This is a genomic window from Pseudomonas urethralis (assembly GCF_021602465.1).
Classification (GTDB): domain Bacteria; phylum Pseudomonadota; class Gammaproteobacteria; order Pseudomonadales; family Pseudomonadaceae; genus Aquipseudomonas; species Aquipseudomonas vlassakiae.
This window is the reverse complement of sequence record NZ_BQIJ01000007.1, coordinates 281,868-302,686: the sequence shown is the minus strand read 5'-3', so window position 1 is coordinate 302,686 and position 20,819 is coordinate 281,868. Positions and strand designations below refer to the sequence as shown.

The 20,819-nt window shown below is 63.2% G+C and carries 22 protein-coding genes; 7 read left to right on the top strand and 15 right to left on the bottom strand.

All coding sequences use genetic code 11. The features are described 5' to 3' along the window. Window positions 1–174 precede the first annotated feature (174 nt). The 4 genes from L6D64_RS14555 (at window position 175) to L6D64_RS14540 (ending at window position 2,455) form a co-directional block, all read left to right on the top strand. Window positions 175–930 carry a BamJ family beta-barrel-assembly machinery protein gene (locus tag L6D64_RS14555; protein ID WP_027918134.1) on the top strand — a complete coding sequence of 252 codons (756 nt, stop codon included), beginning with the start codon at window positions 175–177 and terminating at the stop codon, window positions 928–930. A gap of 279 nt (window positions 931–1,209) precedes the next feature. Further along, on the top strand, window positions 1,210–1,650 hold the full coding sequence (locus tag L6D64_RS14550) for a YkvA family protein (RefSeq protein WP_054886433.1): 441 nt from the start codon (window positions 1,210–1,212) through the stop codon (window positions 1,648–1,650). Between the two features lie 101 nt (window positions 1,651–1,751). Next, window positions 1,752–2,090: a helix-turn-helix domain-containing protein gene (locus L6D64_RS14545; RefSeq protein WP_176507188.1), complete on the top strand. Its 339-nt coding sequence runs from the start codon at window positions 1,752–1,754 to the stop codon at window positions 2,088–2,090. Then, complete coding sequence (locus L6D64_RS14540; protein WP_176507187.1) at window positions 2,087–2,455, top strand: hypothetical protein; 369 nt, start codon at window positions 2,087–2,089, stop codon at window positions 2,453–2,455. The genes L6D64_RS14545 and L6D64_RS14540 overlap by 4 nt, the downstream gene beginning before the upstream one ends. Here the strand turns inward: L6D64_RS14540 and L6D64_RS14535 are convergent. Both L6D64_RS14535 and L6D64_RS14530 read right to left on the bottom strand, forming a co-directional pair. Further along, window positions 2,437–3,435, bottom strand: a complete 999-nt coding sequence (locus L6D64_RS14535) for an EAL domain-containing protein (protein WP_176507186.1) — start codon at window positions 3,433–3,435, stop codon at window positions 2,437–2,439. The genes L6D64_RS14540 and L6D64_RS14535 overlap by 19 nt on opposite strands. A 113-nt stretch (window positions 3,436–3,548) precedes the next feature. Further along, the gene (locus tag L6D64_RS14530) at window positions 3,549–5,630 is read right to left on the bottom strand and encodes a carboxy terminal-processing peptidase (RefSeq protein WP_176507185.1); all 2,082 of its coding nucleotides are present in this window, start codon (window positions 5,628–5,630) and stop codon (window positions 3,549–3,551) included. A 144-nt stretch (window positions 5,631–5,774) separates the two neighbouring features. Between L6D64_RS14530 and L6D64_RS14525 the strand changes: the two genes are divergently transcribed. Then, window positions 5,775–6,737, top strand: coding sequence for an NAD(P)H-quinone oxidoreductase (locus L6D64_RS14525; RefSeq protein WP_176507184.1), 963 nt, complete (start codon window positions 5,775–5,777; stop codon window positions 6,735–6,737). A 61-nt stretch (window positions 6,738–6,798) separates the two neighbouring features. On the opposite strand, the gene L6D64_RS14520 is transcribed toward L6D64_RS14525, so the two are convergent. The 6 genes from L6D64_RS14520 to L6D64_RS14495 all read right to left on the bottom strand — a co-directional run bounded on the left by L6D64_RS14520 (window position 6,799) and on the right by L6D64_RS14495 (window position 12,100). Further along, window positions 6,799–7,452: an HAD family hydrolase gene (locus L6D64_RS14520; RefSeq protein ID WP_176507183.1), complete on the bottom strand. Its 654-nt coding sequence runs from the start codon at window positions 7,450–7,452 to the stop codon at window positions 6,799–6,801. Window positions 7,453–7,466: 14 nt separating this feature from the next. Continuing rightward, complete coding sequence (locus L6D64_RS14515; protein WP_176507182.1) at window positions 7,467–8,456, bottom strand: ABC transporter ATP-binding protein; 990 nt, start codon at window positions 8,454–8,456, stop codon at window positions 7,467–7,469. A 1-nt stretch (window position 8,457) separates the two neighbouring features. After that, window positions 8,458–9,252: an ABC transporter permease gene (locus L6D64_RS14510; protein WP_176507181.1), complete on the bottom strand. Its 795-nt coding sequence runs from the start codon at window positions 9,250–9,252 to the stop codon at window positions 8,458–8,460. After that, window positions 9,242–10,072 (bottom strand): ABC transporter permease, encoded by an 831-nt coding sequence (locus L6D64_RS14505; protein ID WP_054886424.1) that lies wholly within the window; start codon window positions 10,070–10,072, stop codon window positions 9,242–9,244. The genes L6D64_RS14510 and L6D64_RS14505 overlap by 11 nt, the downstream gene beginning before the upstream one ends. After that, window positions 10,069–10,875 carry an alkaline phosphatase family protein gene (locus L6D64_RS14500; RefSeq protein WP_054886423.1) on the bottom strand — a complete coding sequence of 269 codons (807 nt, stop codon included), beginning with the start codon at window positions 10,873–10,875 and terminating at the stop codon, window positions 10,069–10,071. The genes L6D64_RS14505 and L6D64_RS14500 overlap by 4 nt, the downstream gene beginning before the upstream one ends. Window positions 10,876–11,035: 160 nt before the next feature. Further along, entirely contained in the window at window positions 11,036–12,100 is a 1,065-nt protein-coding gene (locus L6D64_RS14495; protein ID WP_176507180.1) for an ABC transporter substrate-binding protein, read from the bottom strand. A 318-nt stretch (window positions 12,101–12,418) separates the two neighbouring features. Here L6D64_RS14495 and L6D64_RS14490 point away from each other — a divergent pair, with 318 nt between their 5' ends. Next, entirely contained in the window at window positions 12,419–13,132 is a 714-nt protein-coding gene (locus tag L6D64_RS14490) for a UTRA domain-containing protein (protein ID WP_176507179.1), read from the top strand. A gap of 4 nt (window positions 13,133–13,136) precedes the next feature. Here the strand turns inward: L6D64_RS14490 and L6D64_RS14485 are convergent, their stop codons facing one another. From L6D64_RS14485 to minC, 7 genes are all read right to left on the bottom strand, one after another. Further along, window positions 13,137–15,290 carry a mechanosensitive ion channel family protein gene (locus L6D64_RS14485; RefSeq protein ID WP_176507178.1) on the bottom strand — a complete coding sequence of 718 codons (2,154 nt, stop codon included), beginning with the start codon at window positions 15,288–15,290 and terminating at the stop codon, window positions 13,137–13,139. A gap of 44 nt (window positions 15,291–15,334) precedes the next feature. Continuing rightward, window positions 15,335–15,502, bottom strand: coding sequence for a hypothetical protein (locus L6D64_RS14480; protein WP_165837385.1), 168 nt, complete (start codon window positions 15,500–15,502; stop codon window positions 15,335–15,337). Between the two features lie 201 nt (window positions 15,503–15,703). Beyond that, window positions 15,704–16,993 carry a M18 family aminopeptidase gene (locus tag L6D64_RS14475; protein WP_176507177.1) on the bottom strand — a complete coding sequence of 430 codons (1,290 nt, stop codon included), beginning with the start codon at window positions 16,991–16,993 and terminating at the stop codon, window positions 15,704–15,706. Window positions 16,994–17,037: 44 nt separating this feature from the next. Next, window positions 17,038–17,673 (bottom strand): RluA family pseudouridine synthase, encoded by a 636-nt coding sequence (locus L6D64_RS14470; protein ID WP_019472567.1) that lies wholly within the window; start codon window positions 17,671–17,673, stop codon window positions 17,038–17,040. Window positions 17,674–17,757: 84 nt separating this feature from the next. Next, window positions 17,758–18,012 carry a cell division topological specificity factor MinE gene (gene minE, locus L6D64_RS14465; RefSeq protein ID WP_003252572.1) on the bottom strand — a complete coding sequence of 85 codons (255 nt, stop codon included), beginning with the start codon at window positions 18,010–18,012 and terminating at the stop codon, window positions 17,758–17,760. 3 nt (window positions 18,013–18,015) lie between these two features. Then, a complete protein-coding gene (gene minD / locus L6D64_RS14460; RefSeq protein WP_054886417.1) occupies window positions 18,016–18,828 on the bottom strand; it encodes a septum site-determining protein MinD in 813 nt (270 codons plus the stop codon). A gap of 100 nt (window positions 18,829–18,928) precedes the next feature. Next, the gene (minC, locus tag L6D64_RS14455) at window positions 18,929–19,693 is read right to left on the bottom strand and encodes a septum site-determining protein MinC (RefSeq protein ID WP_176507176.1); all 765 of its coding nucleotides are present in this window, start codon (window positions 19,691–19,693) and stop codon (window positions 18,929–18,931) included. 111 nt (window positions 19,694–19,804) lie between these two features. Here minC and L6D64_RS14450 point away from each other — a divergent pair, with 111 nt between their 5' ends. Continuing rightward, the gene (locus L6D64_RS14450; RefSeq protein ID WP_176507175.1) at window positions 19,805–20,740 is read left to right on the top strand and encodes a lipid A biosynthesis lauroyl acyltransferase; all 936 of its coding nucleotides are present in this window, start codon (window positions 19,805–19,807) and stop codon (window positions 20,738–20,740) included. Window positions 20,741–20,819: the final 79 nt, after the last annotated feature.

Here is a 20,819-nt window from a genome sequence, read left to right as displayed (position 1 = left end):
CGGCACAACGGGTCAATACTGGCAAATGGCTGTAAAGCTTCCATGAAGAAGCTTTTACCTACTGAACTTCCTTACGAAAACCCGCTCCTATGCCGGTAGCCATTGGTGATGGCCGCCTGATAAGCTCGCGGCTTTACCCTGATTGCCCTTATGGCGCATGAACAAGGAAATAGCATGAAACAGCATCGTCTGGCGGCTGCGGTTGCCCTGGTAGGCCTGGTACTGGCTGGCTGTGATCAACAAGCCAGCAGCCCCGAGCTGAAAACTCCGGCACAGAAAGCCTCCTACGGTATCGGCCTGAACATGGGCAAGAGCCTGGCTCAGGAAGGCATGGAAGATCTCGATTCGAAAGCGGTCGCTCTCGGCATCGAAGACGCTGTCGGCAAGAAAGAGCAACGCATCAAGGACGAAGAGCTGGTAGAAGCCTTCACCGCGCTGCAGAAGCGCGCCGAAGAGCGCCTGGCCAAGGCCAGCGAAGAAGCTGCCAGTGCTGGCAAGAAATTCCTCGAAGAGAACGCCAAGAAGCCTGGTGTGGTTACCACCGCCTCTGGCCTGCAGTATGAAGTCGTGAAGAAGGCCGACGGCCCGCAGCCAAAGCCGACCGACGTGGTCACCGTTCACTACGAAGGCAAGCTGATCGATGGCAAGGTGTTCGACAGCTCGGTCGAGCGTGGCAGCCCGATCGACCTGCCCGTCAGCGGTGTGATCCCAGGCTGGGTCGAAGGCCTGCAGCTGATGCACGTTGGCGAGAAGTACAAACTGTTCATCCCGGCTGAGCTGGCCTACGGTGCGCAAAGCCCGAGCCCGCTGATCCCGGCCAACTCGGTGCTGGTGTTCGACCTGGAACTGATCGCCATCAAGGACCCGGCCCAGCTGCAGGGTGGCGAAGCACCCGAAGCTGAAGCCCCGGCCGAAGCACCTGCCAAGTAACAACGGCTGGTACTTGCACAACGCCCCGTCCTGACGGGGCGTTGTCGTTTGTGAAGGCTCATTCGGCGAACCTCGTGCGGCGGCGATTGTCCGAGCAAGTGCAGTGTGAAGAAGCCAGAAGCTTCTGACGCAGATCGTTTGCAGATCTGAAACGGCTGCGTAAAAAACGCCCGATCTGAGCGGGACCCTTGCCTTGTGGGCGCCCGCCGTCACAAACTTCGCCCTGTTCACAAGGTTATCCACAATAAATGTGGATAACCTTTCCCTGCTGGAGGCTCCATGAGCGCACCCTGGAATTTCGCCCGTTTCCTGCCTCTGGCCGAGCGCCTGCTCAGCCGTGGCCGCTTGCCGGCCTTGCTGTTCGCAGTAGCCCGCAAAGGCCCGCGCATCGGCCAGCTGCGCGACGACGTCAAGCTGCTGCAGTCGCTGTGCCTGGCCTGGTGGCGGGGTGAATACCGCGCCATCAGTCCCAAGGCACTGGTGACCATCGTCGCCGGCCTGCTGTACTTCGTCAGCCCCATCGACGCCATTCCCGACTGGATTCTGGGTGTCGGTTTTCTCGATGACATCGCTGTGCTCGGCTGGGTCCTGAAGACCGTGGCCGATGAGCTGGCGCGCTTCAAGGCCTGGCGCGACAGCCAGGCGCCTGAGCGCCTACGGGTGGTCGAACGCCTGCCCGACACCCCGGAAGCACTGCGGCTGGAGCGCAATACGCACTGAAATCGAGCAAGTCCCCACAGACTCCCGCGCTTGGTAATATAATTGGCATAAGCGTTATGCCTACGGATTACATGCGGTAATCCTTACGTAAGGGGGTTGTAATGGGTATTCAGGTTATTAGCCGGGACGGTCAACCCGAGTACGCTGTCGTGCCCTGGGAGCAGTACCAGGCCTTGCTCAAGGCAGCCGGGGAAGCGCCCGCCGAGGCGGTTGCCGAACCCGCGCAGCAAAGCGCGCCTGCAGCCAGCCTGCCAGCGTTCAGCGAAGTGGCACAACTGCGCCAGGCCAAAGGCATCGCCCCTGAGCAACTGGCGCGTAATGTCGGGGTCAGCCCGGCTTACCTGGCCATGATCGAATCGGGTGAGCGCCAGCCGGATGCCGCGATCCGCCGCGCCCTGGCCTGGCATCTGGGGGTGGCCGGCTGGAGCGAGCCGTCATGAGCCAGGTCAGGATCAGCCGACAGCAATGGCAGAACCTGCTGGACGAGCTTGACCTGGCCCGCCGTCAACGCCACCTGCTCACCTACCGTGCACTGATCGAGCGCCTGCAATTGCCCAGCCCGGCCATGCAGACCCTCACCGCTGCGCTGGAATACCTGGCGGTGCTCGATGCCCGTGCCGAGCAGCCCTTGCGCAGCTCGCTGGTGATCAGCCAGGGTGCCAGCCGCCTGCCGCGCACCGGCTTTTTCGAGTGTGTGGAGCGCCTGGGGCGTTTCGCGGGGCCGGTGGATGGCATGGAGGCGGCGTCCTGGCATGCCTCCGAGGTCGTTCGGGTGTTTGAGTACAGTTATCCCGAGCATGCTTGAACGGTGTGGACTCCCTGTGCTGGCCTCTTCGGGGTGTCGAACCGCCGCGAGGAGGCCAGCACAGACAGAGCATCTCGATGGATCACGCCGCAAGGGTTGCCATCGGCATCCCGTATATCCAGTTCCTTCAGGTCACCATAGCGGCCAAACAAATCCATGACCTGGCCAAGGGTGGCATTCAGCCCCACCGTTGGCTGTTCGACCAAGGCCGCCGGCAGCACTTGAGCCAGTAGCTGCTGATCTTCTCGCACCCCCATATCCTGCGGCCGTCCCATCAGGTAGCCCTGGACCAGGTCCACGCCCATCTCGGTCAATACCGCCAGCTCTTCCGGCAGCTCGATCCCTTCGGCGATCACTTGCGCCTTGGAGGCCCTGGCAATCTGCAAGATGGAGCCGACGAATTCGCGCTTGAGCGGGTCGCGGTGGATGCCATCGATGAAGTGGCGGTCGATCTTCACGTACTCGGGACGCAGCTCCGACCACAGGCGCAGGCTCGAATAGCCGGCGCCGAGGTCGTCCAGGGCGATGGAAAAGCCCATGTCGCGATAATGGTGCAAGGCGTTGGACAACAGCTGGAAATCGTCGGTAGGGGTCTGCTCGGTAAGCTCGATCACCACCCGACTGGGCGGCAACCCCACTTGTTCGAGGAGCTTGAGGGTGCGCCCGGAAGGATAGTGCGGTTCGAGCAGCGATTCGGGCGAGATGTTGAGAAACAGCTTGCCGTCGAGCCCCTGTTCGCTGAAGCGTCGGCACGCGCTTTCACGGCACGCGGCCTCCAGTTCGGTCAGTTGACCGGCCTGGCGGGCGATGGCGAACAAGTTCAAGGGCGAATGCAGCGGGCTGTTGGAGGGGCCACGGCTCAAGGCTTCATGGCCGAAGACCCGCCGTTCGCTGAGGCAGACGATCGGTTGGAACAAGCTGTGAATGCTGCGCTGAGCCAGGATTACACTCAAGGCACTGAGCTGTTCGGCGACGGTCATGACGGTATCCTGAAAATGAAAGGGCCGGGCATTTGCATGCCCGGCCCCTCTATTTCACGAAAGTGCCATGACTGTTTGATGACGGATCACATTAATTCGCCATCATCGGTCGGTTACTTCTTGGCCATCTTGGTACTTTCGCTCAGGTAGTCGATGAGGATGCGACCGGTCTCGGCCAGGTAGGCGTCATCTTCCGGCTTGGTCTTGTCATCCTCTTCCGGCAGGGCGTCCTCGTCGACTTTCTTCAGTTCCTTGAGTGGCTCCTCGCCCTTGGCCTTGCGACGGATGTTCTCCATGGCCAGCTGCTTGGCTTCAACGTCATCGTGGCGGGCACGTCGCTCCTGCTCGTTGAGGCTGACGGTCTTCTCGTCCATCAGCTTCTGGGTCAGTGCCAGGCGGTCACGGATGTAGGTGAACTCGGCGTCCTTGGCGCTGCGAGCGTCATGTTTGGCCTTGAGGTCGGCCAGGAACGGCTTGAACGGATCGACTGCGGGCTTGACCACCGGGCGGATGGTGTCCCACGGCATGGCTTCCGGCAGGGCGCTTTCGCCGATTTCCTTGGTGTCGATGATCGATGGGTAGTCGATGTCCGGAAGCACGCCCTGATGCTGGGTGCTCTGCCCGGAAACGCGGTAGAACTTGGCCAGGGTCAGCTTCAGCTCGCCATGGTTGAGAGGCTGGATGGTCTGCACGGTGCCTTTGCCGAAGGTCTGGCCACCGATGATCAGCGCACGGTGGTAGTCCTGCATCGCGCCGGCGAAGATCTCCGAGGCCGAGGCTGACAGGCGGTTGACCAGCAGCGCCATCGGGCCTTTGTAGAAGGCGCCCGGGTTCTCATCCTCGAGCACATCGACGCGGCCGTCGCTGTTGCGGACCAGCACGGTCGGACCTTTCTCGATGAACAGGCTGGTCAGCTCGGTGGCTTCCTGCAGCGAGCCACCGCCATTGTTGCGCAGGTCGATCACCACGCCGTCGACTTTTTCCTTCTGCAGCTCGGTGAGCAGTTTCTTCACGTCGCGCGTGGTGCTCTTGTACTCGGGGTCACCGGCGCGGTAAGCCTTGAAGTCCAGGTAAAAGGCCGGGATCTCGATGATGCCGAGCTTGTAGTCACGCCCGTCCTGCTTGAGCTTGAGCACCGACTTCTTCGCGGCCTGTTCTTCGAGCTTCACCGCTTCGCGGGTGATCGAGACGATCTTGCTGGTCTGGTCGCTTGGCGCATTGCTGGCCGGGATGACTTCCAGGCGCACCACCGAGCCTTTCGGGCCACGAATCAGCTTGACCACTTCGTCCAGGCGCCAGCCGACCACGTCGACCATCTCCTTGTTGCCCTGGGCGACGCCGATGATCTTGTCGGCCGGTGCCACCTGCTTGGTCTTGGCGGCCGGGCCTGCCGGCACCAGGCGTACGATCTTGACCTGGTCGTTGTCGCTCTGCAGCACCGCGCCGATGCCTTCGAGCGACAGGCTCATGTTGATGTCGAAGTTCTCGGCGTTGTCCGGCGACAGGTAGTTGGTGTGCGGGTCGTAGGACTGGGCGAAGGTATTGATGTAGGCCTGGAAAATGTCTTCGGCCCGGGTCTGGTCAAGACGCGCCAGCTGGTTCTTGTAGCGCTTGGTCAGGGTTTCCTGGATCTGCTTCGGCTCCTTGCCGGCGATCTTCTGGCGTAGCACCTCGTCCTTGACGCGTTTGCGCCACAGTTCGTCGAGCGCGGCCTGGTCCTTCTCCCACGGGGCATCCTTGCGATCGATCAGCAAGGTTTCATGGGTGGTGAAGTCGATCTTGTCGACGCCCTTGGCCAGCTCGGCCAGGGCGAAGTCCAGGCGCTGCTTGACGCGGTCGAGGTAGCGCTTGTAGATGGTGAAGCCGGGGTCGAGGTTGCCGCTCTTGAGGAAGTCGTCGAACTGCGTCTTCCACTTGTCGAATTCAGCGATGTCGGCTGCGGTGAAGTAGCTGCGGGCCGGGTCGAGCAGCTTGATGTAGCTGTCGTAGATGATCACCGAGCGGGCGTCATCGAGCGGCGGCTTGCTGTAGTGGTGACGCTTGAGCAGCTCCACGACATTGAGGCTGGCGACGATTTCGTCGCGGTCCGGCTGCAGGCTGTCCCACTTGTTGGCGGCCGCCGCATTGCCGCCGAGCGTGAGGCTGCCCAGGCCAACCATCAGGGCCAGGGCGGTGCTGGGAAGGAAATGCTTCATGCTGATTCGACGTGGAGGCAATTGATCACGCATAGTAGGCCGTCTTATCCGTTCGCCGGTTCCATCAGAGCCGGGCAAATACTGCAAAAAAGCCTGAGGAGCGGGCTCCTCAGGCTCAGTCTGTGAATCAACTATGGAGGCACTGTGAAGGCATTGCAAGGCGTTGACGGACATGTGGCCTGGGTCGAGGCCGAACGCCCGGCCTGTGACGCGGGCCAAGTGCGCATTCGCGTGGCTGCAGCGGGGCTGAACCGCGCCGATCTGTTGCAGATGAAAGGGCTGTATCCACCGCCGCCAGGCGCGAGCCCATACATGGGCCTGGAGTGCGCCGGGGTGATCGAGGAGGTCGGTGCCGGCGCTGACTGGCGTGTGGGCGACCGCGTCTGCGCGCTGCTGGCCAGCGGTGCCATGGCGGAAGAAGTGGTGGTCGATGCGCGCCATGTGTTGCCGGTGCCAGAGGGCCTGAGCCTGCATGAAGCGGCGGCACTGCCGGAGGTGTATGCCACGGCGTGGCTGAACATCTTCCAGCTGGGCAAGGTGAAGGCCGGTGAGAAGGTGCTGGTGCATGCGGGTGCCAGTGGTGTGGGCTCGGCGGCGATACAGCTGTGCAAGGCCTTTGGCAGCCCGATCTGGGTCAGTGTCGGTTCCCAGGACCGCCTGGACTACTGTGAGGCGCTGGGCGCTGCGGGTGGCGTGGTACGCAACCAGAACCTCGACGCGCTGGAAGGCATTGGGCCGTTCGACGTGATTCTGGACCCGGTGGGTGCCAGCTACGGTGAGCTGAACCTCAAGCTGCTGGCGCGTGACGGGCGCTGGGTTATCATCGGCCTGATGGGCGGGCGCACGTTCGAACTGGACCTGGCACAGGTGCTGGGCAAACGCCTGGAGATCACCGGCTCGACCCTGCGCAACCGTGATGACGGCTTCAAGGCTGAACTGTTGCGCGAACTGCAGCAGCAGGTGTGGCCGCTGTTTGCCGAAGGGCGACTGTCGCCGCAACTGGTCGATACCTACCCGGTGGAGTTTGCCCAGGCGGCGTACGCCGAGCTTGAGAGCAACCAGGTGTCCGGCAAGCTGGTGATGGTCATCGACCCGAGCCTGGCGTAAGCAGGCCTGGCCTCTTCGCGGGTTCATCCGCGAAGAGGCCGGTACAGCCCCACCCAGCGCTTCAGCTCCAGCTCAACACCGGCCAGCCATTCTTCTCGGCATGCTCGCGCAACACCCCATCCGGGTTCACCGCATGCGGATGATCGACCTTCAGCAACAGCGGCAGGTCATTCCTCGAATCAGAGTAGAAACTTGCACCTTCCAGGTTCTCCTGCTCCTGATCCAGCCATTCCAGCAGGCGGGTGATCTTGCCCTCGCGGTAGGTCAACACCCCATGGGTGTTGCCGGTATACACCCCGTTCACTGCCTCCAGCTCGATCGCCAGGTACTCGTCCACCCCCAGCCGCGCCGCAATTGGCCCGACCAGGTGCGTGCCTGAGGCGGAAATGATCAGGATCCGGTCCCCCCGCCGGCGATGCTCGGCAATGCAGCGGCAGGCGTCGCCGTAGATGAGCGGCTCGATCACCTCCTCGACCCACGGCTCCACCAGGTGCTCGACCTCTTCCAGCGTGCGCCCGGCAATCGGCTCCAGGCTGAAGGCCATGTAGTCTTCCATGCGCAGGTGGCCCTTGCCGTAAGCCTCCATCAGTTCATGATCGCGGCGCAGGAACGCCTTGCTGTCGACCCAGCCCAGCCGGGCCATCTGTTCGCTCCACAGCGACGCACAGTCGCCGTGGATCAGGGTTTCGTCCAGATCGAAAATTGCCAGTGCCATCTTGCTGATTCTCCTTAAGCCACTTCGCGCAACGCCGTGGGGTCGATCGACAGGGAGACCCGCTGGCCGTCGGCATGCAGGTCCTCAGGTGAGCGGTTGAGCACGTCGACCACCAGTTCCACCTCACGCACGTTTACCCGGTAGCGGATGACGTTGCCGAGCAGGCTGTGACTGCGTACCTCGGCGTCCAGTTCACCGTCCAGGCCCAGAGTGATCGACTCGGGTCGGATCGCCAGGCGACCGGCCACCGGCCGTTGCAGCAGGCGGCTGGCGCTGTCGGCGTCGAGCAGGTTGTAGTTGCCGATGAAGCCGGCGGCGAACAGGTCCACCGGCGCGGTGTAGAGGGTTTCGGCATCGCCGCTCTGGACGATGCGCCCCTGGTTCATCAGGAAAATGCGGTCAGACATCGTCAGCGCCTCCTCCTGATCGTGGGTGACGAAGATGGTGGTCAGCCCCAGTTCGCGCTGGATTGCGCGGATCTGCTCACGCAGGTGTTTGCGGATGCGCGCATCCAGCGCCGACAACGGTTCGTCGAGCAGCAGCAGGCGCGGGCGAGTGACCAGCGAACGGGCCAGGGCCACACGCTGGCACTGGCCACCGGACAGCTGATGCGGGTAGCGCCCGGCGAAGCTGCCCAGCTCCACCAGCTCCAGTGCTTCGCGCACGCGCTGCTGGCTTTCATCGGCCTTGACCTTCTGCATGCGCAGGCCGAAGGCCACGTTCTGCTCCACGGTCATGTTGGGGAACAGCGCATAGCTCTGGAACACCATGCCGATGCCGCGCTTCTGCGGGCTTAGCGGCACGATGTCGTGGCCGTCGAGGAGGATCTTGCCGCCGTCTACCGGGGTCAGCCCGGCGATGCAACGCAACAGAGTGGATTTGCCGCAGCCGGAGGGGCCGAGCAGGGTGACGAACTCGCCGCGTTCGATCTGGCAGTCGATGTGCTCGAATACCGGGCTGCCGGCATAGCTTTTTTGCAGGTTTTGTACGCTGACGAAGCTCATGTCAGGTTTTGTCCTTGTTCAGGCGGTTGGCGACCCACGTCAGCACCAGCACGAAGGCGAAATAGGAGATCACCAGCGCACTGTTGAAGTGGCCACTGCTGTTGCGCATGTTGTTCAGGTACACCTGCAAGGTCTCATAGCGGGTGCCGACCAGCAGGTTGGCGAACACGAATTCGCCGAACAGGAACGAGAACGACAGCAGCAGCGCCACCAGCAGGCCTTTGCGCAGGTTCGGCAGCACCACCAGCAGGGCGGCCTGCCAGGTGCTGGCGCCGAGCAGTTGGGCGGCATCCATCAGGTCGCGCAGGTTGATTGCCTGCAGGTTGTTGGTGATTGCTCGGTACATGAACGGCAAGGCGATGGTGAAGTAGCAGCCGATCAGGATCCACGGCGTGCCGACCATCGCCAGTGGGCCGCTGCCATACAGCTGCAGCAGGCCCACCGACGACACCACCGGCGGTACCGCAAAGGGCAGCAGGATAAGGATGTTCATCAGTGCGTCGAGTTTCGGGAAGTGGTAGTGCACCACGAACAACAGCGGCAGGATCAGCACCACCGACAGCAGCAGCGCGCCCACGCACACCAGCAGCGACTGGCCGAACGCGGCCAGGAAGCGTGGCTCGCTCCACAGCGCGACGTACCACTTGAAGGTCAGGCTACTGGGCAGCAGGCTTGCCGACCAGCTGGTGGCCAACGAGTAGAGCAGGGTGCCGGCCAGCGGTAGCAGCAGGATCAGGAACAGCAGGTACACCACCAGCCGATGGTAGAACCCGGCGGAAGTTTTTTCAGCGCGCATGGTAGCTCCTCTTGAGCAGCCATTGATGAACCACCGTCACCAGCGTCATCAGCCCCACCAGCACCATCGCCAGGGCGCTGGCCAGGTTCGGATCGAGGCTGATATCACCAGCCACCAGGCCGGCGATGCGGATCGGCAGTACGTTGAAATTGCCGGTGGTCAGGGCGTACACGGTGGCGTAGGCGCCGAGGGCGTTGGCCAGCAGGATGACGAAGGTGCCGAGCAGCGCCGGGGTCAGTACCGGCAGGCCGATGTGCCGCCAGAACTGCCAGTGGCTGGCACCGAGCAGCGCGGCCGACTCGCGCCAGTCTTCACGCAGGGCGTCGAAGGCGGGGTAGAGCAGCAGCACGCCAAGCGGGATCTGGAAATAGGTGTAGACCAGGATCAGCCCGCTCTTGGAGTAGATGCTGAAGTCCTCCAGCAGGCCGATCTGTTTCAGCAGCAGGGTCAGCGCGCCGTTGAAGCCGAGCAGGATGATGAAGGCGAAGGCCAGCGGCACCCCGGCGAAGTTGCTGGTCATGTTGGCGAAGGCGCTGACGAAATCGCGCAGCTTCGAGTCGACCTGGCGCAGCGAATAGGCGCCGAGGGTGGCGATGACGATACCGAACAGGCTCGACCAGAAGCTGATCTCCAGGCTGCGCTGCAGCGCCTGCAGATAGAACTTCGAGGCGAACACCTTGCTGAAGTTGTCCATGCCCCAGCCTGCTTCCGATTGCAGGCTGTTGATCGCCACCCAGGCCAGCGGGGCGATCTGGAAGATCACGAAGAACACGGCGAACGGCAGCAGGCAGAGCAGGGCCAGGTAGCGGCCACGGTTCACTTGAGCAGCTCCCGGCAGACCGACTTGTCGTGCGCCGCCCCGAGCAGCTCGCAGATGGTCCCGCACAGTTCGGTCTGCAGCGGTTTGGCGGCCGGGTCGAGGCTGAAGGCGTCGCCGAACACGAACAGCGGTACTTCACGCTCTTCGGCCAGCAGGCCGTTGTGCGAGCGGTCGTTGTTCATGCCATGGTCGGCGGTGACCAGTACCTGGTAGCCCTCTTCCAGCCACAGCGGCAGGTAGTCGGACAACAGGATATCGGCGCTGCGCGCGGCATTACGGTACTGGCTGCTGTCCAGGCCATGGCGGTGGCCGACGTCGTCGATGCTCATCGGATGCACCAGTAGGAAATTCGGCGCATGGCGGCGGCGCAGGTACTCGCCGTCGGCGAGCAGGTGTGAGTCGGGATAGCGGTCGTCCCAGTAGAACAGGCCGTGCTGGATCGGCAGCTTCGGCGCGTGGGTGTGGCGGTCGCGCTGGGGGTCGAAGGGCGAGCGGTTGTACAGCTCGCTCATCCAGTGATAGGCCGCCGCGGCAGTCCCCAGGTTGGCTTCGCGGGCGTAGTGGAACACGCTGCGCTGGTTGGACAGGCGGTTGACGTTGTTGTGCACGATGCCGCTGTCGATCGGTGCGACGCCGGTGAGAATGCACTCGTACAGCGGCCGTGACAGCGACGGCAATTCGCATTCCATACGGTACAGCGCGGCGCGGTCGGCCTCGACGTAGGCGTGCAGGTGGCCCATGGCATGGTGCGCGACCTGGTAGTTGAGGCCGTCGAGCAGGACCAGGATGACGTTGTGTTGCATGATTGCTCCAGTTTTGAACCGCATTGGCGTCTTCGCGGGTAAACCCGCTCCCACAGGGACCGCACATGCCTAGAAGATCTGCTGCTCCTGTGGGCGCGGGTTTGTCGAGGCGTCGAACCGCCGCGAAAGGGCCTGATCAGGCACTACAAAAGCTAGCCCTTCATTCCATCTCGATGATCACTTGCTCCTGCCACATCTGCGGCAGCTTCTTCGAAGTCGCTTCCCACACCTCGGCATTCTTGATCGGCTGCGCGGCCTTGTATTGCTCGTTGGGCAGCAGCTTGGCCTGCACATCCTCCGGCAGTTTCAGGTGCTCGGCACGGATCGGCCGTGCATGGCCCTTGGCCAGGTTGATCTGCCCGGCGTCGCTGAAGATGTACTCACGCGCCAGCTTGGCCGCGTTCGGGTGCTTGGCGTACTTGTTGATGATGGTGGTGTAGCCGGAGATCACCGTACCGTCCGCTGGGATCAGCACTTCGAAACGCTTGGGGTCGATCTGCTCGCGGTAGCTCAGGCCGTTGAAGTCCCAGACCACGCCAACCTCGACCTCGCCCTTCTCGATGGTCTGGATGGTCGGGTTGGCCAGCGACAGGCGCTTCTGCTGGGCCAGCTTGGTAAACAACTGCAGGCCCGGGGCCAGGTTGCTTTCATCGCCCTTGTAGGCGATGGCCGCGGCCAGCACGCCGTTGGCGGCCTGGGCGGCGGTGCTGACGTCACCGATGGCGACCTTGTACTTGCCTTTTTCCAGGTCGTGCCAAGTGGTCGGGCGATCGCCTTCCTTGACCAGGTCCTTGTTGATGATGAAGGCGATGGTGCCGGTATAGGCCAGCGCCCAATGGCCGTCCTTGTCCTTGGCCCACTCCGGCACCTGGTCCCAGGTGCTTGGCTTGTAGGGTTGGGTCACGCCCTTGCTGGCGGCGATCGGGCCGAAGGCGGCACCGACGTCGCCGATGTCGGCGCTGGCGTTGTCCTTCTCGGCTTCGAACTTGGCGATTTCCTGGGCCGAACTCATGTCGGTGTCGCTGTGCTTGAGGCCGTACTTGCTGGCCAGGTCTTCCCAGGTGCCCTTCCAGTTGGCCCAGGCATCCGGCATGCCCACGCTGTTGACGTTGCCTTCCTTGCGGGCGGCGTCTTCCAGGGCCTTGAGGTCGGGGCCTGCGGCCATCGCCGAGGTGCACAGGGTAATGGCCGAACCGAGCAGTGACGCCATGAACAACTTTTTCATCCGAAGCTCCTTGGGTGGGTGCCTTTAGCGATCGTTGTTATGAGTGAAGCGGTTTTTGCTGACCGTTGGTCTAGGTCAGCAAAGCTTGAGCCAAGGTAGGCCGCTTGCATGACAGTTTGATGTAGGGCAAAGCCTGCACCAGGCCTTGACGCTACAGCGTAGACCACCCGATGGCCCCGGATATGCTGGCTTGGCGCGTTTCTGGCAGTACCCGGCCGAGGCCTTTGTCACAGGATGTTCATCAGCCCTGCCTAGGCTTGCACTATTCTCCAGAGGCCTCGTTTTGGGGCTGGACTAGTCCAGATAGGTAACCTTTTGATGCAGTCGACGCCCCCGCGCGCGGTAACAGCCATCTGCCATGCCCTGCAGGAGCAGATCGAGCACGGCCTGCTGGCACCGGGCGGCAAGCTGCCGGCCGAACGCAAGCTCAGCGAGGTGTTCGCCACCACGCGCATCACCCTGCGCGAGGCGCTGGTGCAGCTGGAAGCCCAGGGCCTGATCTACCGCGAAGAACGGCGCGGCTGGTTCGTCGCGCCGCAACGCCTGACCTACGACCTGATCGAGCGTAGCCACTTTCATGCGATGGTGCGGGACCAGGGGCGGGAGGCCAGCACCGAGTTGCTCTCGGCGCGTCTGCAGCCGGCTTCGGCGGCGATCTGCGCGCGCCTGCAACTGTCGGCGCTGTCCAGCGTGGTGCGAATATGCCGGTTGCGGCGCATCGATGGGCGGGCGGTGCTGTATGCCGAGCATTACCTGAACCCGAGGTATTTTCCCGGGATCCTCGAGCAGGACCTGGCGCAGTCGCTGACCGAGATCTACGGGCGGGTCTACGACATCCGCTATGGGCAGGTGTGCTTCGAGATACTGCCGACCGCCTTGCCGGTGGAAGCGGCTGCTGCCCTCAAGGTCTCTACGGGAAGCCCCGGGTTGCATATCACCCGGGTCAACAGCGACCAGCATGGGCACCTGATCGACTGTGACCTTGAATATTGGCGGCACGATGCCATTCGCATCCGCGCCCAGGCGGGGTAGGGCCTCAGCTGGAGGCGCCTGACCCGGTCACGCCGCCACCACCGGCCGTCACCACCTGCACCGACAGACGCGGCGTGGCCAGGTCCAGCCCGGCCTCATCGAGCTGGCGCTTGAGCGCCAGGTTGAACGCCCGCGACACCTCCCACTGCTTGATCGGCGCGGTCTTGAAGCGTGCCCGCAGGATTGCCGAGCCTGACTCGAAACTTTCCACCCCCTGCAGCTCCAGCGGCGACCAGATATTGCGGCGCATCAGCGGGTCGTTGCGCAGTTTCTGCCCCACTTCGCGGATCAGCGTGATGGCCTGGTCGATGTTCATGCTGTGCGGGATGGCGACACGGAAGATCGCGTAGCCGAACTCACGGGAGTAGTTCTTGATGCTCTTGATCTCGCTGAACGGGATGGTGTGCACGATGCCGTCGATGTCGCGCAGGCGTACGGTACGGATGGTCAGGCCCTCGACCGTGCCCAGGTGGCCGCCGACATCGACATAATCGTCGATCGCCAGCGAGTCTTCGATGATGATGAACAGGCCGGTGATCAGGTCGGCCACCAGCGACTGCGCGCCGAAACCGATGGCCAGGCCGATCACGCCGGCACCGGCCAGCAGCGGCGTGACGTTCATGCCCATGTTGGCCAGGGCGACGATCACCGCAATGATGAAGATCACCACGAACATCACGTTGCGGATCAGCGGCATCATGGTCTGCGCACGGGCGTTGGCCAGGCCCCGGCGCGAACGGACCAGGGCATGGTGTACGGCGGTGTCGGCGAGGATCCATACCAGCCAGGCGACGATCAGCGTACCGGCCAGGCCCAGCAGGCGCACGCTCACTTCATGGCCTTCGCCCTCGGCGAAGCCGATCATCGACAGGCCCCATACGCGCAGCCCCAGTTCGATGAACACCAGCCAGATGAACAGGTGCACCAGCAGGTAGGCAAAATTGCGCAGGCGCTCGGCGTACACCGCCTGGCGCTTGTTGGCGCGTTTCGGGTTGGCGGCGTGGCGGCGGACCAGGCCGTTGAGCACCATACAGACCACCACCAGCACGGTGCACATCAATGACTGGCGCAGGGCAGTGCTGGTGTCACCGGCGGAAATGAAGGTGGCGAACAGCGAAATGGCCACCAGGATCAGTGCCGGCACGAACCAGAAGCTGCCGAGGATCTCGATGGTGTCGCTCAGGGTGCGTCGGGTCAGGCGCCGGGCCAGGGGTTGGTTGCGGATCAGGTGGGCGATCGGCCGGCGGAAGCGCAGGATGAACAGGCCGGACGACAGCGCCGCGATGACATTGGCCAGGGTCGCCAGGGCGTGGGCCAGGTGGGTACCGAGTGCGACCAGCATGCGCGGGTCGCTCATGGCCTCGCCAAAGGCGGCGAAGCTGCCGATCAGCCACAGCGGGCGGAAGGCCTGGTGGCGCAGGATGTGCAGGGCGCGGTGGCGATGGGGGCCATCGAGCAGCGAGAAGGCAATCACGCAGATGGCCGAGAAGCAGGTACCGACCACCAGCGCATAGGCCAGTACCATCGCCAGCGATTTGCCCAGTGACGGCGGCAGGGCAAAGCTCAGGTACACGGTGAAGATCAGGGCCACCAGCCACGGGCCCAGCTTGCGCAGGGCGAAGCGCACCAGGTCCCAGGTACGGGGGTGTTGCGGCAGCTCTTCGGTCAGGCCGAAACGCACCCGCACGCGGTGGCCGACCCAGTTGAAGGCATAGGCCAGCAGGCTCCACACTGCAATGACCGCGGCAAAGCCGAACAGGATGGCCGGCCATTGATGCACCGGCACGATCAGTTCGGCCAGTTCGGCCTGGGCCTGTTCGATTTCCTGCGACCAGCGGTAGAACGGGCTGGAGTCACCGCTGAACTGCTTTTCGAAGTCGTTCAGCGCGCCGCCGATCAGGCCCAGGACCCCCTGTTCGACGGTGGGTTGCGATTGCTTGGTGGCGTCGCGCAGTTTCTTCAGGTCGGCCAGCAGCTTGGCGCGTTGCTGGTCGTTTTCGAGATTCTTGATCACCTCGTCCAGCGATTTGCCCAGTGGCTCGGTGGCTTCGGGCTGGGCGGGGGCGCTGGACCCCAGCAGGCTGGGCAAGCCCGCCGCCTGGACCGGGGACATGAAGATGAACAGCAGCAGGGCTAGGCAACGCAGGAAGGCTGGCACCGGAAAATCTACCTCAGGTCAAACGATTGACCGAGTGTAGAGGTTTATGTCGGCAGTTTCTCCAGGATCGTCCAGCAAGTGAGGCCAAAGATGCCCAGGGTGCCGATCCACATCATCAGCACGCCGATATTGCGCTCGCGCATGCTGAAACCGATGGTCAGCAGCATCAGGAACAGGAACACCGGCACGAACAGGGAGAGGAAGGGGGACATGGGCAGCGGTCCTTCTGCTTTGGGGGCCATACAACAAGCATAGCGGGTTGGGCAGACCGGGGATTGATTCTGGACAGTTGTTTTCAGGCCTGGCCTTTTCGCGGGCCCCCCTCCTACAGGGGGCGCACAGGATTTGAACCTTGTCGAGGCCCTGTAGGAGCGGGTTTACCCGCGATGAGGCCAGGCCTGCCTACATCAGGCTCAAGGCAGTTCGCGGCTGCGGTAGAACGCCGACAGCACCTTCACCAGGTGCGCCAGGTCATGGCTGCCACACAGCTCGCGGATCGAGTGCATGGCAAAGGTCGGCAAACCGATATCCACCGTGCGCACCCCAAGATGGCTGGCGGCGATCGGCCCGATGGTCGAACCACAGCCCATGTCGCTGCGCACCACGAAGCTCTGCACCGGCACTTCCTCGGCCATGCACAGGTGCCGGAAGAACCCGGCGGTTTCGCTGTTGGTGGCGTAGCGCTGGTTGTTGTTGACCTTGATCACCGGCCCGGCGTTGAGCTTGGGCCCGTGGTTGCCGTCGTGCTTGTCGGCATAGTTGGGGTGCACGCCGTGGGCGTTGTCGGCCGAGACCATCAGCGAGCGCTGGATGGTGCGCACATAGGCATCGCCGTCCGGCAGCAGGCGCTGCAGGGTCTGTTCGAGCATCGGGCCATCGGCACCACAGGCCGAGCAGCTACCGACTTCTTCATGGTCGTTGCACACCAGCACGCAGGTTTCATCGCTGTCGGCGCCGAGCAGCGCCTGCAGGCCGGCATAGCACGACAGCAGGTTGTCCAGGCGGGCGCCAGCGATGAAGTCACCATTGAGGCCGATCAGCGCGGCGTCCTGAGTGTCGTAGAAGCTCAGTTCGTAATCCAGTACCACGTCGGCGTTGAGGTCGTGCTCGCGGGCCAGCTGTTCGGTGAGCACGGCCCGGAAATCGATGCGCTCGTCACCGGCCACCTGGGCGAGAATCGGCGGCAGTTCATTCTGCGGATTGATCTGCCAGCCTTCGTTGGCGGTGCGGTTCAGGTGGATCGCCAGGTTGGGGATGATCGCGATCGGCAGCTTGAAGTCGATCAGCTGGCTTTCCACCTTGCCGTCACGGCGGAAGGTGACGCGCCCGGCCAGCGACAGGTCGCGGTCGAACCACGGCGCCAGCAGCGCGCCGCCGTACACTTCCACGCCCAGCTGCAGGAAGCCCTGGCGCTGCAACTCAGGCTGCGGCTTGACCCGCAGGCAAGGGCTGTCGGTGTGCGCGCCGACCATGCGGATGCCGTTGTGCAGCGGCGACTGCTTGCCCAGCTTGATCGCGATGATCGAGGAGTCATTGCGGGTTACGTAGTAGCGGCCACCGGGCACCGTAGCCCAGCTGTCACGCTCGTCCAGGCGCTGGTAGCCGGCCGCCTCCAGGCGCTGGGCCAGGCTGGCGGTGGCATGGAAGGGCGTCGGGGAGGCCTTAAGGAATTCGATCAGGCCGGTATTCAGTGCTTCGCGCATAACTCACTCCAGACAGCAGTGGCGCGAGTTTAGCGCAGTTACCTTCAGAAGGGGGCGGGGCACTCGAACTTCAATCGCTCCCCGCTGACCGGATGGGTGAAGCTCAACATCGAGGCATGCAGGCACAGCCGTTCATGGGCCGCCAGCGCCTCGGGGTTGGCATACAGGCGGTCGCCCAGCAGCGGATGGCCGATCGACAGCATGTGCACGCGCAGCTGGTGCGAGCGCCCGGTGATCGGCGTCAGCTCGACCCGGCAGTGGTCCCCGCACCGCTCGACGATGCGCCAGAACGTCAGTGCATGTTTGCCCTGTTCATGGTCCACCACATGCCGTGGCTTGGTTGGCGGGTCGTAGCGCAGGGGCAGGTCGATGCTGCCGCTGTCCAGCGCCGGCTGGCCCCAGCACAACGCGGTGTAGGCCTTTTCGGTTTCGCGGTCATGGAACTGGCGCGACAACTCGCGGTGGCTGTCGGCATCGCGGGCCAGCAGGATGATGCCAGAGGTTTCCCAGTCCAGGCGGTGCACGATCAGCGCGTCCGGGTAGCCGTTTTCCTGCAGGCGGGTGATCAGGCAGTCCTTGTTATCCTCGGCCCGGCCGGGGACCGACAGCAGCAGGGTCGGTTTGTTGATCACCAGGATGGCGGCGTCTTCATGGAGGATCTGGATGTTCGACAGCGGCATTGCGGGTTCTCTGTGAAAATGACAAAAACCACTGGGGCTGCAATGCAGCCCCAGTGGTTTTTGCCTGTGCCGGACGCGTATGGATCAGCGATCAGGCAAGGTGATGTTCAGCTCCAGAATCGAGCAGCTGCCCTGGTTTTCCAGCTCGATGTGCACATCATCGTTGCCGATGTTCACATATTTGCGGATCACTTCCAGCAGTTCTTTCTGCAGCGCCGGCAGGTAGTCCGGTTCGCTGCGCTGGCCGCGCTCATGCGCCACGATGATCTGTAGACGCTCTTTCGCTACCGACGCGCTGGTCTGTTTCTGTCTGCCACGAAAGAAGTCAAAAAGGTTCATGGTTTATTTGCCTCCAAACAGGCGCGCGAAGAATCCTTGCTTCGGCACTTCGACGAAACGCAGGGGTTTCTCTTTGCCCAGGAGGCGGTCGACGGTGTCGCTGTACGCCTGGCCGGCATCGCTCTGGTCGTCGAGGATGACCGGGATACCCTGGTTGGAGGCCTTGAGCACGGCCTGCGACTCGGGGATCACACCCTTGAGCTTGATCGCCAGGATCTCTTCGACGTCGGCGATGCTGAGCATTTCGCCCTTTTCCACGCGCTCGGGGTGGTAACGGGTGATCAGCAGGTGTTCCTTGATCGGCTCTTCGCCGTTCTCGGAGCGGCGCGACTTGCTCGACAGGATGCCCAGCATGCGGTCCGAGTCACGCACCGAGGACACTTCAGGGTTGGTCACGACAATGGCTTCGTCGGCGAAGTACATCGCCAGGTGCGCGCCTTTCTCGATACCGGCCGGAGAATCGCAGATGACGTAATCGAACTGTTCTTTCAGCTCCATCAGCACCTTTTCCACGCCTTCCTGGGTCAGCGCGTCCTTGTCGCGGGTCTGGCTGGCGGCCAGCACGAACAGGTTCTCCAGGCGCTTGTCCTTGATCAGGGCCTGCTGCAGGTTGGCTTCGCCGTTGACCACGTTGACGAAGTCGTACACCACGCGGCGCTCGCAGCCCATGATCAGGTCGAGGTTACGCAGGCCCACGTCGAAGTCGACGATGACAGTCTTGTGGCCGCGCAGTGCGAGGCCGGTGCCGATGGCGGCGCTGGTGGTGGTCTTGCCCACACCCCCCTTGCCGGAAGTAACGACGAGAATCTTGGCCAAGGTGTTTCACCCCTAAATAAGTCGGGACAGGTGTCCCAGCAATATGCAAATAAACGGCAACAGATGAAAAAGTTGCTCTAAAAATGACGGCAAGTATCCGTTAAAGACGGGTGATGTTCAACACGTCACCGGACAGGCTGACTTGCACGCCAGCGCCCCACAGCGGGTCGCGGCGCAGGTCTTCGCACACTTTGTACTGGCCGGCGATCGAGACCATTTCAGCGGTCATCTGCTGGCAGAAGATACGTGCCTTGGTATTGCCTTTGATCCCTGCCAGGGCGCGGCCGCGCATGGCGCCGTACACATGGATGTTGCCATCGGCGAGAAGTTCCGCACCCGGGCTGACCGAGGCGGTGACCACCAGGTCGCCACCCTGGGCATAGATCTGCTGGCCGCCGCGCACGGGGGCGGTGATGATGCGGGTCGGGCGCACCTCTGGCACAAGCGCAGGCTCTGGTGCCGGAGCAGGCGCAGGCTCGGCCTTCTTGACCTCGGGTTCGGGCTCCAGCGGCCGCTCACGGGCGCCGGACGGTGGCAGTACCGGCAGGTCGATGGCGATCGCCGCCGCGATGTCCTCGATACGGTTGGCGCGGATCGCCAGGGTACGCAGGCCATGATGGCGGCAGATACGCATCAGCCCGGGCAGGTCGATTGCCCCTTCGTTGGCGGGCAGCTTGTCCAGCGCCAGCACCAGCGGCGTGTTGCTGAAGAAATTCGGTGCCTGGGCCACTTTCGCCGCCAGCTGGCGGTCGAGGGCTTCCAGGTCGTTGCGCCCCAGTTCCAGCACAGTGATGGCGAGCATGCTGCCCTTGAGCTGGAACACGGAGGCGGTGTCGGGTGTGGGGTTTGGGCTCATGGTCTGCATAGACGGCTTGTTGCGAAAAAAGTGCCCTGACTTATAACGATAAGACCGGTTGGCCGCAACCGGTGCCGATCCGATGTAGAATGCTCGGCCTTTGTCTTGCCGGAAGCTTCAATGGAACGCCCGCGTTTTCGACCCTATTTCCTCCACCCGCGATTCTGGGGCCTGTGGCTGGGCCTGGGCCTGCTGTGGCTGGTGGTGCAGTTGCCCTACCGTGCCCTGCTATGGCTCGGCGCTGCCCTGGGCGCGCTGATGTATCGCGTGGCCGGCGAGCGCCGGCGCATTGCCGCACGCAACCTCGAGCTGTGCTTCCCGGAGCTGTCCGGCGACGAACGGCGGCGCCTGCTCAAGGCCAACTTCGCCTCGACCGGTATCGCCTTCTTCGAAATGGCCATGAGCTGGTGGTGGCCCAAGGCACGCCTGGCACGCCTGGCCCACATCGAAGGCCTCGAGCACCTGCAGGCGGCGCAGCAGGCCGGGCAGGGCGCGATTCTGATGGCGGTACACTTCACCACCCTGGAAATCGGCGCCGCGCTGCTCGGCCAGGCCCACACCATCGACGGCATGTACCGCGAGCACGGCAACCCGCTGTTCGACTTCATCCAGCGCAGTGGCCGTGAGCGACACAACCTCGATTCGCTGGCCGTTGAACGTGATGACGTGCGGGGCATGCTCAAGCTGCTGCGCTCGGGCCGGGCGATCTGGTACGCACCGGACCAGGACTACGGCACCAAGCAGAGCATTTTCGTGCCGTTGTTCGGTATCCCGGCAGCCACGGTCACCGCGACCACCAAGTTTGCCCGCCTGGGCAAGGCCCAGGTGATTCCGTTCACCCAGAAGCGCCTGGAAGATGGCAGCGGCTACCGTCTGGTGATCCACCCGCCGTTGGCAGACTTCCCCGGCGAGAGCGAAGAAGCCGATTGCCTGCGTATCAACCAGTGGGTCGAGGGTGTGCTGCGCGAATGCCCAGAGCAGTACCTGTGGGCGCATCGGCGCTTCAAGTCGCGGCCCGAGGGTGCACCGCGGCTTTACGACAAGAAAAAACGCTAGGCCTTTTGTTGCCTGTGCCGGCCCTTTCGCGAGTTTACTCGTGAAAGGGCCGGGCCTGAAAACAGCTGATCCAGGAAGG